General features: G+C 57.2%; 11 protein-coding genes. 7 read left to right on the top strand and 4 right to left on the bottom strand.

The window, feature by feature from the left end; genetic code table 11:
- Nucleotides 1–1,368 (bottom strand): D-arabinitol 4-dehydrogenase, encoded by a 1,368-nt coding sequence (dalD, locus tag ACWKXX_RS07480; RefSeq protein WP_017693073.1) that lies wholly within the window; start codon nucleotides 1,366–1,368, stop codon nucleotides 1–3.
- A gap of 211 nt (nucleotides 1,369–1,579) precedes the next feature.
- Between dalD and ACWKXX_RS07475 the strand changes: the two genes are divergently transcribed.
- The gene (locus ACWKXX_RS07475) at nucleotides 1,580–2,527 is read left to right on the top strand and encodes a sugar-binding transcriptional regulator (protein WP_261666113.1); all 948 of its coding nucleotides are present in this window, start codon (nucleotides 1,580–1,582) and stop codon (nucleotides 2,525–2,527) included.
- Here the strand turns inward: ACWKXX_RS07475 and ACWKXX_RS07470 are convergent.
- On the bottom strand, nucleotides 2,524–3,555 hold the full coding sequence (locus tag ACWKXX_RS07470; protein ID WP_063863661.1) for a LacI family DNA-binding transcriptional regulator: 1,032 nt from the start codon (nucleotides 3,553–3,555) through the stop codon (nucleotides 2,524–2,526). The two genes, ACWKXX_RS07475 and ACWKXX_RS07470, sit on opposite strands and share 4 nt — an antisense overlap.
- A gap of 162 nt (nucleotides 3,556–3,717) precedes the next feature.
- Between ACWKXX_RS07470 and ACWKXX_RS07465 the strand changes: the two genes are divergently transcribed.
- The 3 genes from ACWKXX_RS07465 (at nucleotide 3,718) to ACWKXX_RS07455 (ending at nucleotide 7,490) form a co-directional block, all read left to right on the top strand.
- Complete coding sequence (locus ACWKXX_RS07465; protein ID WP_261666112.1) at nucleotides 3,718–4,467, top strand: SDR family oxidoreductase; 750 nt, start codon at nucleotides 3,718–3,720, stop codon at nucleotides 4,465–4,467.
- 11 nt (nucleotides 4,468–4,478) lie between these two features.
- Nucleotides 4,479–6,086: an FGGY-family carbohydrate kinase gene (locus ACWKXX_RS07460; protein ID WP_058700784.1), complete on the top strand. Its 1,608-nt coding sequence runs from the start codon at nucleotides 4,479–4,481 to the stop codon at nucleotides 6,084–6,086.
- Nucleotides 6,087–6,182: 96 nt separating this feature from the next.
- Nucleotides 6,183–7,490, top strand: coding sequence for an RbtT/DalT/CsbX family MFS transporter (locus ACWKXX_RS07455; protein ID WP_058700783.1), 1,308 nt, complete (start codon nucleotides 6,183–6,185; stop codon nucleotides 7,488–7,490).
- Nucleotides 7,491–7,544: 54 nt separating this feature from the next.
- On the opposite strand, the gene fbaB is transcribed toward ACWKXX_RS07455, so the two are convergent.
- Entirely contained in the window at nucleotides 7,545–8,597 is a 1,053-nt protein-coding gene (gene fbaB / locus ACWKXX_RS07450; RefSeq protein WP_015572352.1) for a class I fructose-bisphosphate aldolase, read from the bottom strand.
- Nucleotides 8,598–8,845: 248 nt separating this feature from the next.
- Between fbaB and ACWKXX_RS07445 the strand changes: the two genes are divergently transcribed.
- From ACWKXX_RS07445 to ACWKXX_RS07435, 3 genes are read left to right on the top strand one after another with little or no spacing between them, the layout of a single operon-like run.
- The gene (locus ACWKXX_RS07445; protein WP_003859236.1) at nucleotides 8,846–10,123 is read left to right on the top strand and encodes a nucleoside permease; all 1,278 of its coding nucleotides are present in this window, start codon (nucleotides 8,846–8,848) and stop codon (nucleotides 10,121–10,123) included.
- Nucleotides 10,120–11,124, top strand: a complete 1,005-nt coding sequence (locus ACWKXX_RS07440) for an ADP-ribosylglycohydrolase family protein (protein ID WP_015572351.1) — start codon at nucleotides 10,120–10,122, stop codon at nucleotides 11,122–11,124. The genes ACWKXX_RS07445 and ACWKXX_RS07440 overlap by 4 nt, the downstream gene beginning before the upstream one ends.
- On the top strand, nucleotides 11,121–12,074 hold the full coding sequence (locus ACWKXX_RS07435; RefSeq protein WP_261666111.1) for a PfkB family carbohydrate kinase: 954 nt from the start codon (nucleotides 11,121–11,123) through the stop codon (nucleotides 12,072–12,074). Before ACWKXX_RS07440 ends, ACWKXX_RS07435 begins: the two co-directional genes overlap by 4 nt.
- Here the strand turns inward: ACWKXX_RS07435 and ACWKXX_RS07430 are convergent.
- Nucleotides 12,048–12,794 (bottom strand): GntR family transcriptional regulator, encoded by a 747-nt coding sequence (locus ACWKXX_RS07430; protein ID WP_003859242.1) that lies wholly within the window; start codon nucleotides 12,792–12,794, stop codon nucleotides 12,048–12,050. The two genes, ACWKXX_RS07435 and ACWKXX_RS07430, sit on opposite strands and share 27 nt — an antisense overlap.
- Between the last annotated feature and the right edge of the window lie 37 nt (nucleotides 12,795–12,831).

Below are 12,831 nucleotides of genomic sequence, written 5' to 3'. Positions count from 1 at the left end.
TCACTTAATCAGCGCGTAGACGTCAGCGATTTTTTCACGCAGAAGCGCGGCAAAATCTTCCCGGCCGGTCAGATCGCCAAACAGGGCGGTATCGCTGGCATATCGGGCTATCGGATCGTCCGATTCGAACATCGCATGTACCGCAGAGGCGTTGAGGATACCGTCCTGGTATTCATATGGCAGCTTGCCGTGATGCCACTGCTCCATATAGACGTAGAACAGCGCAGGCAGCATAGCGGTAGCGTCAGGACGTACGCCGCGCTGGTAACATTCACGCAGCGTTGGGGCTATCATCGCCGGGATCTTCGAGAACCCGTCGGCCGCGACGCGCTGGTTGGTGTCCTGAATCCAGGGGTTGGTAAAACGCTTAAGCACTACGTCGCGGTAGGCTGGCAGATCGATGCCATTATCTCCCAGGCAGGGAATGACATCTTCCGTCACGTAGCGGTCGGCAATCTTGTAGATAAACTCTGTCAGCGTGCTTTCATGGATATACTGCTGCCCGACCAGAGTACCCGCCCAGGCGATACAGCTATGGGAGGCATTGAGGATGCGGATCTTCGCCTCTTCATAAGGGATGACGGATCCCACCAGCTCCACGCCCACCGTTTCCAGCGCGGGACGAACGTCGCGGAAATTGTCTTCAATCACCCACTGAATAAAGCGTTCCCCCATAACCGGGGCGTTATCGTCTATGCCCGTCCGGGCCTTAATGCGCGCCGGGAGATCGGCCGCCGGACGCGGTGTGATGCGATCCACCATGGTATTCGGACAGGTCGCATTAGCACTCAGCCAGTCGATGACCCTCTGTTTGCCGCTGAGGGTTAAGAATTCAATCAACCCGTCGTGGAAGCGCTCGCCGTTATGCCGCACGTTGTCACAGTTAAGCAAGGTTACCGGACCCGCTCCGTTCGCCATACGCGCTTCGAGGATGCGGGCAATTGTCCCGTAGATGGTTTTACAGCCGCCCTTAATATCGCTCGCCAGATCGGCATTGGCCACATCCAGCCTGTGGCTGGTATCCAGATAGTAGCCCCCCTCCGTCACGGTAAACGCGATGACCCGAGTCTGCGGGTTCGCCCCTTCGGCAATCAGCGGCTGCAAATCCGCCTGCCACGGGATCAGCGTCTGAATCGAGGCGATCTCTTCATAGTCTCTCTCGCCTTCCGGGCTGACGGTCTCCAGTACATATCGCCCCTTCTGCGCGGCCAGCGCCTGCACCACATGTTCAGCATCGTTGCGTATGTTGCCCGCAGCGATGTGCCAGCGCGTATCGCCGCCGGCAATCAGGCGGTGCAGATACCACGCCTGATGCGCACGATGAAAAGACCCCAGTCCAATATGTAGCCATGTGTATTTCTCGGTCATTGTTCTGTTCTCCAGTGAGGTTATGGCTGAACTGTAGATGATCATTTGATTAAAATAAGAGCTACAGATCACAAAAGAACAAATGACCATTCAAATAACAAATGACCAATAAAGAGCAAACCGCTTGCCTCAGCGCGGAGCACCCGCCAGAATGACAGACAATTGTTGTGGGTGTTGACCGCCCTCAACCCCACTCTTGAGGCAGGGAAACGTGAGCAAAGAAGATGACATCAGGCTCGATCAAAAAGTGCGGGCGGCATGGATGTATTACATCGCCGGGCTTAATCAAAGCGAAATTGCCAGCCAGCTCGGCACATCAAGACCGGTGGTGCAGCGGCTGATTGCCGCCGCGAAAGAGGAAGGCATTGTCTCGATTGGGCTTCATCACCCTGTCGCTAACTGCCTCGATTATGCGCAACTTCTCGCGGAAAAATATCACCTGACCCACTGCAACATTGTGCCCGTCTACCGCAATGAAAGCGCGCTGGATAGCGTGACGTTTGGCTGTTATCAGCTGATGGCCCGCTACCTGCAAGGTGATAAACCCACGGTTGTCGGAATTGGCTCCGGACTGACGCTAAAAAAAACCATCAAGCGTATCGATTTTGACAGCCACAACACCCGCTGTGTCGCCCTGATCAGCGCCATGAACGAGCACGGGCAATGTAACTATTACGATGATGTACCGTTGCTGCTGGCGCGTAAAATTCAGGGAAAATATTACCAGTGGCCGGCGCCGCGCTATGCTCAGTCCAGCGAGGAGCATGAGATGTGGTGCTCAAACCGCCTGTTCCGTAACGTCTGCGCCGTGGCGGATGCGGCCGATGTGATTTTTGTCGGCATCGGGGCGCTGGGCAGGCAGAGCCCTATCTTCAAAGACGGGTTTATCGATGAGGTACAGCTGGAAGAGTTGACCCAGCGCGGTGGCGTTGGCGAAATACTCGGACGCTTTATCGATGCCGACGGCAAGGTCATCGACAGCCAGATTAATCGCTTTATTACCAGCTACGATATTCGCCAGAGCCAGTGTCCACGTATTGCGGCCGCCTGCGGCGAGGATAAACGCCCGGCGATCCTTGCCGCCCTCAAAGGCGGCTGGGTAAACGGTCTGGTGACGGATGAACAGACCGCGCGCTGGCTGCTGACGCGTCAGGGCTAGCCCGTGACGCTCTGGCTGCCAATCAGTTCCGGTGGGATCTCAATACGCCTGACCGAGGTATCACCGGAATCGAGAATTTCAAATACCTTCTCCAGCATCGCCGGGACGTCCTGGCGCACCATGTCGATATCATGTCCCAGCAGAGAGACAAATGGGTCCCAGTCAAAACAACCCATCGGCGGCTGATTTTGGCCGGTCTGCCCGTATTGGGCCAGCCAACGTACCACCCCCTCCAGCGAAATGGTCGAATTGACAAACAGCCCCTTTAGCGCCGTCGATGGCGACGGGAAGGTGGCTCTGAGCTGCTCCTCCACGCGCAATGACGAGTATCCGGTGACCAGCAGCTGCTGTTCCGGAACGGTCAGCCCATGGGCCTGATGGGCATCAAGGAACCCGCGCAGGCGCTCTGCGGTGTTGTTATCACTCCGGCGTCCGCCCACGAAGGTCAGCGGAGCCAGCGAACCAAACCGTTTAAAGCTGCTGGCGAGGATCCGCTCTGTCAGCATCTTCGCGCCGCCGTAGTTATCCGAAATGATAGAGGGCGCCAGGGTACCCGGCAGATCAAGATTTAGCGTAGGTACGCCCGCCTGATGACAGAGTTCAGCAATTTTGTCCGGGTGTGTCGCCCCCGTGGCAATGACCCAGTCAACCTGCCAGGAGAGCATGGCACGGGCGGCATCCAGCTCGAGTTCTGGCTGTCGGCGTGTGCAGGTAATAATCGGCAACAGCCCTCTGGCACGCGCCATCTCTTCGAATTTTTCCGCTATAGAGCCGAAATAGCGGTTGTCATATTTCGGCACAATCATGCCGATAACGTTCGATTTCTTGCTGCGCAGCAGGCTTGCCTGACGGTTAACCGCGTAGCCCTGCTCTTGTGCAATGCGGGTTACCTTCTCTGCCAGGCTGGCGCTGATGCGGCGTTTCTTCCAGTTGCCATTCAAAATAGCACTCACCGCGCTGGCAGAAACGCCGGTGAGTTCCGCCAGATCGTAAATGGTCGTTTTCTTCGTTTTCTCAACGCGCGTCACAAAATCGCCTCTTCATTTTGAATGTCTCTTGCTGGAGAAATAAGCAAGTGCTAGATCTGCTTCATCGATTGAGCAGTTTGCTTCACGCGTCAGTCAGAACCCCCGTTCTTCACGCGAAAGCAGACACACCCTAAAAATCATCTCTGCATAAAGGATTATAAAATGAATCACTCTGTCCCCTCCATGAATAGTTCCCTTCAGGGCAAAGTCGCTGCTATCACTGGCGCCGCCTCAGGTATTGGCCTGGAGTGTGCAAAAACGCTGCTCGGCGCTGGCGCAAAGGTGGTGTTAATCGACCGTGAAGGCGAGAAGCTTCAGCGCCTTGTCGCCGAGCTGGGCGAGAACGCGTTTGCCCTGCAAATCGATCTGTTCAAACCCGAGCAAGTCGACGCGATGCTGAGCGACATTGTCGGCCTCGCCGGCGGCCTGGATATTTTTCACGCCAATGCAGGCGCCTACATCGGCGGGCCGGTTGCTGAAGGCGACCCGGACGTCTGGGATCGCGTACTGAACCTGAATATCAACGCCGCCTTCCGCTGCGTTCGCGCCGTACTGCCGCATATGATTGCGCAGAAGTCAGGCGATATTATCTTCACCAGCTCCATTGCGGGCGTGGTGCCGGTTATCTGGGAGCCAATCTACACCGCGTCCAAATTTGCCGTTCAGGCGTTCGTGCATACCACCCGTCGTCAGGTCGCGGAACATGGCGTACGCGTCGGAGCCGTTCTGCCTGGGCCGGTATTGACGGCTCTGCTCGACGACTGGCCGCAGGCCAAAATGGATGAAGCGCTGGCAAACGGCAGCCTGATGCAGCCGATTGAAGTCGCAGAATCGGTGTTGTTCATGGTGACCCGTTCGAAGAACGTTACCGTCCGGGATCTGGTGATTCTGCCTAACAGCGTCGATCTTTAAGGGCCGCAAGGATGAAGAGTACACCAGAAACCGTTATCGGCGTAGACGTCGGCTCCGGCAGCGTCCGCGCGGGCATTTTCGATCTCAGCGGCAGGCTGCTTTCCCACGCGACGCAGAAAATTGCCACCGTGCACCGCAGCGGAAGCCGCGTGGAGCAGTCCAGCGCCGAGATCTGGCAGGCCGTTTGCCGCTGCATCCGCGAGGCGCTGGCGCGCTCCGGGACGACTCCGCAGAGCGTTGCCGGCATCGGGTTTGACGCCACCTGCTCGCTGGTGGTGTTGGACGACGACGGCGAACCGCTGGCGGTCAGCCCAGACGGTGAAGCGGAAAACAATATTATCGTCTGGATGGATCACCGTGCGACAGACCAGGCGGAGCGCATCAACGCCACCCATCATCCGGTGCTGGACTACGTTGGCGGGAAAATATCGCCCGAAATGGAGACGCCCAAGCTGCTGTGGCTGAAAGAAAACCACCGAGAGGTCTACGATCGCGCCTGGCAATTTTTCGATTTGGCCGATTTCCTGACCTGGCGCGCGACCGGCGATGTCACCCGTTCCATCTGTACCGTAACCTGTAAATGGACGTGGCTGGCCCATGAGAATCGCTGGGACCCGGACTATTTCCGCACCGTTGGCCTGGACGAGCTGGCCGGAGAAGATTTTGTCCGCATAGGGCAGCATATTGCCGCCCCCGGCACCCCTTGCGGCGAGGGCTTAACGGAGCAGGCCGCGCGTGAGATGGGCTTGCTGCCAGGCACGCCGGTGGCGGTAGGGTTAATTGATGCCCACGCTGGCGGCATCGGGACGTTGGGCGTTGGCGGCGGCGCGCTGAACAATCTTGCGTATGTCTTTGGCACCTCATCGTGCACCATGACCAGCGCCGAGAGCGCCGTTTTTGTGCCCGGCGTTTGGGGGCCTTATTTTAGCGCGATGGTACCTGGACTGTGGCTGATTGAGGGCGGACAAAGCGCCGCGGGTGCCGCTATCGATCGGTTATTAAGTTTCCATCCTGCCGCACCGCAAGCGCGCCAGCTGGCACAGGAGTCAGACCTGCCGCTGCCGGTTTACCTGGCGGACAGGCTTTTACAGACCTTCGCCACCGCCTCAGAGGCGGTGAACCTGGCAGCAGGACTGCACGTGGTACCCGAATTTCTGGGTAACCGCGCGCCCTTTGCCGATCCCCATGCGCGGGCCACGATCTGCGGGCTGGGCATGGAGAACGATATCAATAACCTGATGGCACTGTATGTGGCCGGTCTGTGTGGTATCGGTTACGGTTTGCGACAAATCATTGACGCCCAGCGTGAATGCGGCGTACAGACCGAAAATATCGTTATCAGCGGCGGCGCGGGCCAGCACCCTTTCGTTCGCCAGCTGCTGGCAGATACCTGCGGGCTGCCGGTGTTAGCGACCCAATGCAGCGAACCGGTATTACTGGGTTCGGCCATTCTCGGGGCGGTGGCGGGAAATATAGCGCCTTCAGTGACCGATGCCATGAAACAATTTACCCACGTGGATAAATATTTCTATCCGCAAGCGAACTTTCAGTCCCTTCATCTGCGTCGATACGAGGCTTATAAGCAGTTACAACAGACTGCGACAGTAATCAGAGAATAAATACACGTCAGTATATTTAGAGAAAAAGACAATAAGAAAACTCACGCCGGAATATTTCCGGTGTGGGCTTACCTGTACGCTACAAACGAGGTCAATATGTCCGAAATAAATAAACAGTGGCTGGGATTGCCGCTGAACCTGCTATGGGGATATCTGGCGATCGCGGTCTTTATGACGGGTGACGGTTTCGAGCTGGCATTCCTGTCGCACTATATTAAATCACTGGGCTTCACGCCTGCTGAAGCCTCTTTCGCCTTCACGCTCTACGGTCTCGCGGCGGCGCTCTCCGCATGGATTTCCGGCGTGGTGGCTGAAATCATCACCCCGCAAAAAACCATGCTGATTGGCTTCGTCCTGTGGTGCGTTTTCCACGTCCTGTTTCTCGTTTTTGGTCTGGGTCAGGCAAATTACGCATTAATTCTGCTGTTCTATGGGATCCGCGGTCTGGCCTACCCGTTATTTTTATACGCCTTCATCGTGGTCATTATTCATAATGTGCGTAGCGATAAATCCAGCTCGGCGCTGGGCTGGTACTGGGCGGTTTATTCCGTAGGTATTGGCGTGGCGGGCAGTTATATTCCGAGCTTTACCATTCCGCACATCGGGGAGATGGGCACCCTGTGGCTGGCACTGGCGTTTTGTCTGGCGGGGGGAATCATCGCCATGGTATCCCTGCGCAGCGTCAAAACCCCAACGCACATGCATAATCTCTCCACCCGGGAAAAATTCGCCGAGCTGGGCCGTGCGGCGACGCTGCTCTACACCAACCGCAGTATTCTGCTCTCCAGCATGGTGCGTATCATCAACACCCTCTCCCTGTTCGGGTTTGCCGTCATCATGCCGATGATGTTTGTTGACGAACTGGGCTTCACCACCTCCGAGTGGCTTCAGGTCTGGGCGGTATTCTTCTTCACCACCATCTTCTCGAACGTCTTCTGGGGCGTGGTGGCGGAAAAAATGGGCTGGATGCGGGTGGTGCGCTGGTTTGGCTGCATCGGGATGGCGCTCTCGAGCCTGGCGTTTTACTACATTCCGCAGCACTTCGGGCATAACTTTGCCATGGCGCTGGTCCCGGCCATCGCGCTGGGGATTTTTGTGGCGGCCTTCGTACCGATGGCGGCGGTGTTCCCGGCGCTGGAGCCGCGGCACAAGGGGGCGGCGATTTCGGTGTATAATCTGTCAGCCGGTCTGTCTAACTTCCTTGCGCCGGCGATTGCCGTGGTGTTGCTGCCCTGGTTCAGCACGCTCGGCGTGGTCATCGCCTATACGGTGCTTTATCTGCTGGCTTTTGTTCTGTGTGCCTTTATCCGCGTCACGCAGCCGGGCTTAGAAAAAGCAAATAGCAGCAAGAGAAGGATGGCGGGTCTGCTGAATACTCCTCATCCTGAAACGCTGAAGGAGTAAGCGAGAGAACTTTCCTGCCGGGTCACGCTTATCCCGGCAGGAAGATGCGTGCGATTAGGCAATCGTCACTTTATTGTCCAGATAGACATCCTGAACCGCATTAATCAGCTTCACGCCGTCGGCCATGGATTTTTTAAACGCCTTGCGGCCCAGGATCAGCCCCATTCCGCCGGCGCGTTTGTTAATCACCGCCGTGCGCACCGCGTCGGTCAGATCGGTTTCACCGCCTGCTGCACCGCCGGAGTTAATCAGCCCGGCGCGGCCCATGTAGCAGTTAGCCAGTTGGTAGCGCACCAGATCGATAGGGTTGTCGCTGGTCAGCTTGCTGTAGACGCGGTCGTCGGTATAGCCAAAGTTCACCGCTTTATACCCGCCGTTATTCTCGGCCATTTTCTGTTTCACGATGTCCGCGCCGATGGTTGCCGCCAGGTGATTTGCCTGACCGGTCAGATCCGCTGATACGTGGTAATCCACGCCGTCTTTCTTAAACGCGTTGTTACGCAGATAGGCCCACAATACGGTCACCATCCCCAGCTCGTGCGCGCGCTCAAACGCGGCAGAGATCTCTTCTATCTGCCGACGCGACTGCTCAGAGCCAAAATAGATAGTCGCCCCGACCGCTACCGCACCCATGTTGAAAGCCTGTTCGACGCTGGCGTACAGTGTCTGGTCGTATTCGGTTGGGTAGCTCAGGGTTTCGTTGTGATTCAGCTTGACGAGGAACGGAATGCGGTGAGCATAGCGGCGGGAAACGGAGGCCAGCACGCCATACGTCGATGCCACACAGTTACAGCCCGCTTCAATCGCCAGCTCGACAATGTTTTTCGGGTCAAAGTAGAGCGGGTTAGCAGCAAACGACGCTCCCGCCGAGTGCTCTACGCCCTGGTCAACGGGCAGAATGGAGAGATACCCGGTCCCGCCCAGACGACCGGTATTGTAAAGCGTCTGCATGTTTCGCAGTACGGCAGGCGGACGGTTGTTGTCGACCATGACGCGGTCTACGTAATCATGGCCAGGCAGATAAAGCTGATCGGCTGGAATGGTCATACAACGATGCTGTAAAAGGCTGTCGGCGTCTTTGCCAAGCAGTTGCGCAATATCAGTCATAGTGATGCTCCCGTAAGTCCGACATGATGTCGGAGCGTGTGATCCAAGCCCACGTTTTTGCAGGCAGACTAAGCCTGGTACCGACTTAACCTATTTTCCACCATTTGCAACTTTTTTAAGCACAATCTGCTGGCTCGTTTCGTGTACAACATTTTTGTTACACTGATCAAACAATCGCCTTAAAGGTATTTAAAAGGTATTATCACATGGTATGTTACATGCGTACCTCTGACATGCAGGATTAAAAAATGAAAACGAAAGTCCAACTGTCATTCATGATGTTCGTTGAATGGTTTATCTGGGGCGCATGGTTTGTGCCGCTGTGGCTGTGGCTGAGTAAGAGCGGGTTTACCGCCGGGGAAATTGGCTGGTCGTACGCCTGTACCGCGATTGCCGCGATCCTCTCTCCCATCCTGGTCGGCTCGCTGACGGACCGTTTCTTCGCCGCCCAGAAAGTGCTGGCCGTGCTGATGTTCGCTGGCGCGATTCTGATGTATTTCGCAGCACAGCAAACCCAGTTCAGCACCTTCTTCCCGCTGCTGCTGGCCTACTCCCTGACCTATATGCCGACCATCGCGCTGACCAACAGCATCGCCTTCGCGAACGTCGATGACGTGGAGGCTGATTTCCCGCGCATCCGCGTGATGGGCACCATCGGCTGGATTGCCTCCGGCCTGGCGTGCGGCTTCCTGCCGCAGATGATGGGCTATAGCGACATCTCTGACACCAATATCCCGCTGCTGATGACCGCTGCCAGCTCCCTTCTGCTTGGCGTCTTCGCGCTGTTCCTGCCGAATACCCCGCCGAAGAGTACCGGCAAGCTGGATTTCAAAGTGATGCTGGGGCTGGATGCGCTGATCCTGCTGCGCGATAAAAACTTCCTGGTGTTCTTCTTCTGCTCGTTCCTGTTCGCCATGCCGCTGGCCTTCTACTATATCTTTGCCAACGGCTATCTCACCGAAGTGGGGATGAAAAACGCCACCGGCTGGATGACCCTCGGCCAGTTCTCTGAAATCTTCTTCATGCTCGCTCTGCCATTCTTTACCAAACGCTTTGGTATTAAGAAGGTCTTGCTGCTGGGCCTGATCACCGCCGCCATTCGCTACGGTTTCTTTGTTTACGGCGGCGCCGAGCAATACTTCACCTACGCCCTGCTGTTCCTCGGCATTCTGCTGCACGGCGTAAGCTATGACTTCTATTACGTCACCGCGTACATCTACGTGGATAAAAAAGCGCCCGTGCACATGCGCAACGCGGCGCAGGGCTTGATCACGCTGTGCTGTCAGGGCTTTGGTAGCCTGCTGGGTTACCGTCTCGGCGGCGTGATGATGGAAAAAATGTTCGCATATAAAGAGCCGGTGAATGGGCTGACCTTCAACTGGGCCGGAATGTGGACGTTTGGTGCAATCATGATTGTGGTGATTGCCGTGCTGTTTATGCTGTTTTTCCGCGAATCGGATAAAGAGATCACCGCAATTGAGGTGGTTGATGGCGATACCGCGCTGACACGAGGGGAAGTTAAATGAAACAAGACCGTATTCTCGGTGCTCTTTACGGGCAGGCGTTAGGGGATGCGATGGGGATGCCGTCGGAGCTGTGGCCGCGTAAGAGGGTGAAAGCACACTTCGGCTGGATCGACCGTTTCTTACCCGGCCCGGCTGAGAATAATGCCGCCTGTTACTTTAAGCAGGCCGAATTTACGGATGATACGTCGATGGCGCTGTGCCTGGCCGACGCGATTATCGAATGCGACGGGGAAATTAACCCTGACGTTATCGGTAAGCATATTCTGGACTGGGCGCTGGATTTTGACGCGTTCAATAAGAATGTGCTCGGCCCGACCTCCAAAATTGCCCTGAACGCCATCCGTGACGGCAAGCCGGTAAGCCAGCTGGAAAACAACGGCGTCACCAACGGGGCGGCGATGCGCGCCTCCCCGCTGGGATGCCTCCTGCCAGCCACGCGTCTGGCGCACTTTGTGGAACAGGTTGCGTTAGCCTCCAGCCCGACCCATAAATCGGATCTCGCCATCGCCGGTGCGGTGGTGATCGCCTGGGCGGTTTCACGCGCTATCGACGGCGAGCGCTGGCATCACATCGCCGATGCCCTGCCGGGTATTGCCCGTGCGGCGCAGGAGGCGAACACGACCACCTTCAGCGCATCGCTTTCCGCTCGTATTGAGCTGGCCCTGAAAACCGTGCGCGAAGCCAACGGTACCGAGTCCGCCAGCGAGCAGATCTATCAGCTTATTGGCGCGGGCACGAGCACCCTTGAGTCCGTTCCGGCGGCGATTGCGATGGTCGAACTCGCGGGTACCGATCCGAACCGCTGCGCGGTGTTATGCGCCAACCTGGGCGGTGATACTGACACTATCGGCGCGATGGCAACGGCTATCTGCGGCGCGCTGCACGGTGTACAGGCCATTGATCCGGCACTCAAAAACGAACTTGATGCCGTAAACCGGCTCGATTTCGGCCACTACTGCGAAAAACTGCTGCACTTCCGGGAGCAAAGGGAGGGCGTATGAGTGCTTTTGCCCGCCGTCTCGAAACTCTTCACGCCACGCGCCCCGTAACGGTACTCGGCGCGGCGGTCATCGACGTGATTGCCGACGCCTACGCCCTGCCCTGGCGCGGGTGTGATATCAAGCTGAAGCAACAGGGAGTGAATATTGGCGGCTGCGCGCTGAATATCGCCATCGCCCTGAAGCGGCTCGGCATTGCTGCGCAAAACGCCCTTCCCGTCGGCCACGGCGTGTGGGCCGATATTATCCGTAACGCCATGGCGAAGCAGGATCTGCACAGCGCCGTGGAAGCGGAAACGGGCGATAACGGCTGGTGCCTGGCGCTGGTGGAGCCTGACGGTGAACGGACCTTTATGTCGTTTAGCGGCGTGGAGAACCAGTGGCAGCAGCGCTGGCTGGACGGGTTAAGCGTGTCGGCAGGGAGCCTGATCTCTTTGTCCGGCTACCAGCTGGCGTCCCCCAGCGGTGAGCTGCTGACGGCCTGGCTGGAAAGTCTTCAGGATGCGACGCTCTTTATCGATTTCGGTCCGCGCATCGCGGATATTCCCGACCCGCTGATGGCGCGGATCATGGCCTGCAAACCAATCGTCTCGCTCAATCGTCAGGAGGCGGAACTTGCCGCCGGATGGCTTGGCGTAAACGTGGAAGAGCTCGGCACACGGTGGCAGCAGAGGTTTGGCGCTGCGCTGATCGTACGCCATGATAAAGACGGGGCGGTCTGGTACGACGGTGACGCTTCCGGACACGTTCCGGCGTTTCCTGCTACCGTGGTCGATACCATCGGCGCGGGTGACAGCCATGCGGGAGGTACCCTTGCCGGGCTGGCCGCGGGATGGTCACTGCCAGAGGCGGTGCAGCTTGGCAATGCCGTAGCCGCCTGGGTAGTCAGCCATCGCGGTGGCGACTGCGCCCCCACGCGCGAGGCCCTACTCCTCGCACACAAAGACGTATAGGTCGCTGCGGCAGTAGCTGATGCTGTACTCAATTGGCCGGTGCTGTTGATCGAGCGCGACTTGCTTGATCACCAGCACCGGTATCTTATCGTCCATCTTGATATGCGCCTGAAACTCGCTGTCCGGCATCCGGGCGCTGACGCGGGAACGGGTGCGCTGCGGAAAGATATTCTGGCTGCGGAAGTAATCGTAAAGCGAGACGCCGATGTCGTCCGGATTGGGGATTAATCCTACCGGTACCCAGGACTCCTCTATTGATACCGCATCGTCATCCACGTAGCGGATGCGCTTAAGCAGAAATACATCGCTGTCCGGCGCAAGGGAAAGGTGGCGGGCGATCTCCTCCGGACATTTCACGACGCGTTTATTAACCCACAGCGTGTTGGGCGTTTTGCCTCGCAGCACCACCTGCTGAGAAAACCCGCGCGCCTCTTTTAGCGAATATTCAAAGATATTGTTGATTTGCGTACCGTATCCACGCGCGCGGGTGACGACGCCGGCCTCTTCCAGCGCCTGCATCGCTTTACGCACAGTAATGCGCGACACACCGGCCAGCTGGCTCAGATCGCGCTCGCCAGGCAAAATATTACCGTGCGCGAGCACGCCGCTGCGTACCGCGTTTTTAACCGTTTCGGCAAATTTCAGGTACAACGGCGTGTTGTCCGGTGCGGCAATTCGTTCCTTGAGTTGAGCAATTAACCGGGTATGCGCTTGTTCCATCTCTGTTTTTCTCTGGCATAAGGTTTTATGCCAGTAT

Source organism: Enterobacter sp. UPMP2061, from assembly GCF_053709615.1.
The sequence above is the reverse complement of the archived record's forward strand: the minus strand, read 5'-3'. Positions and strand labels throughout refer to the sequence as shown.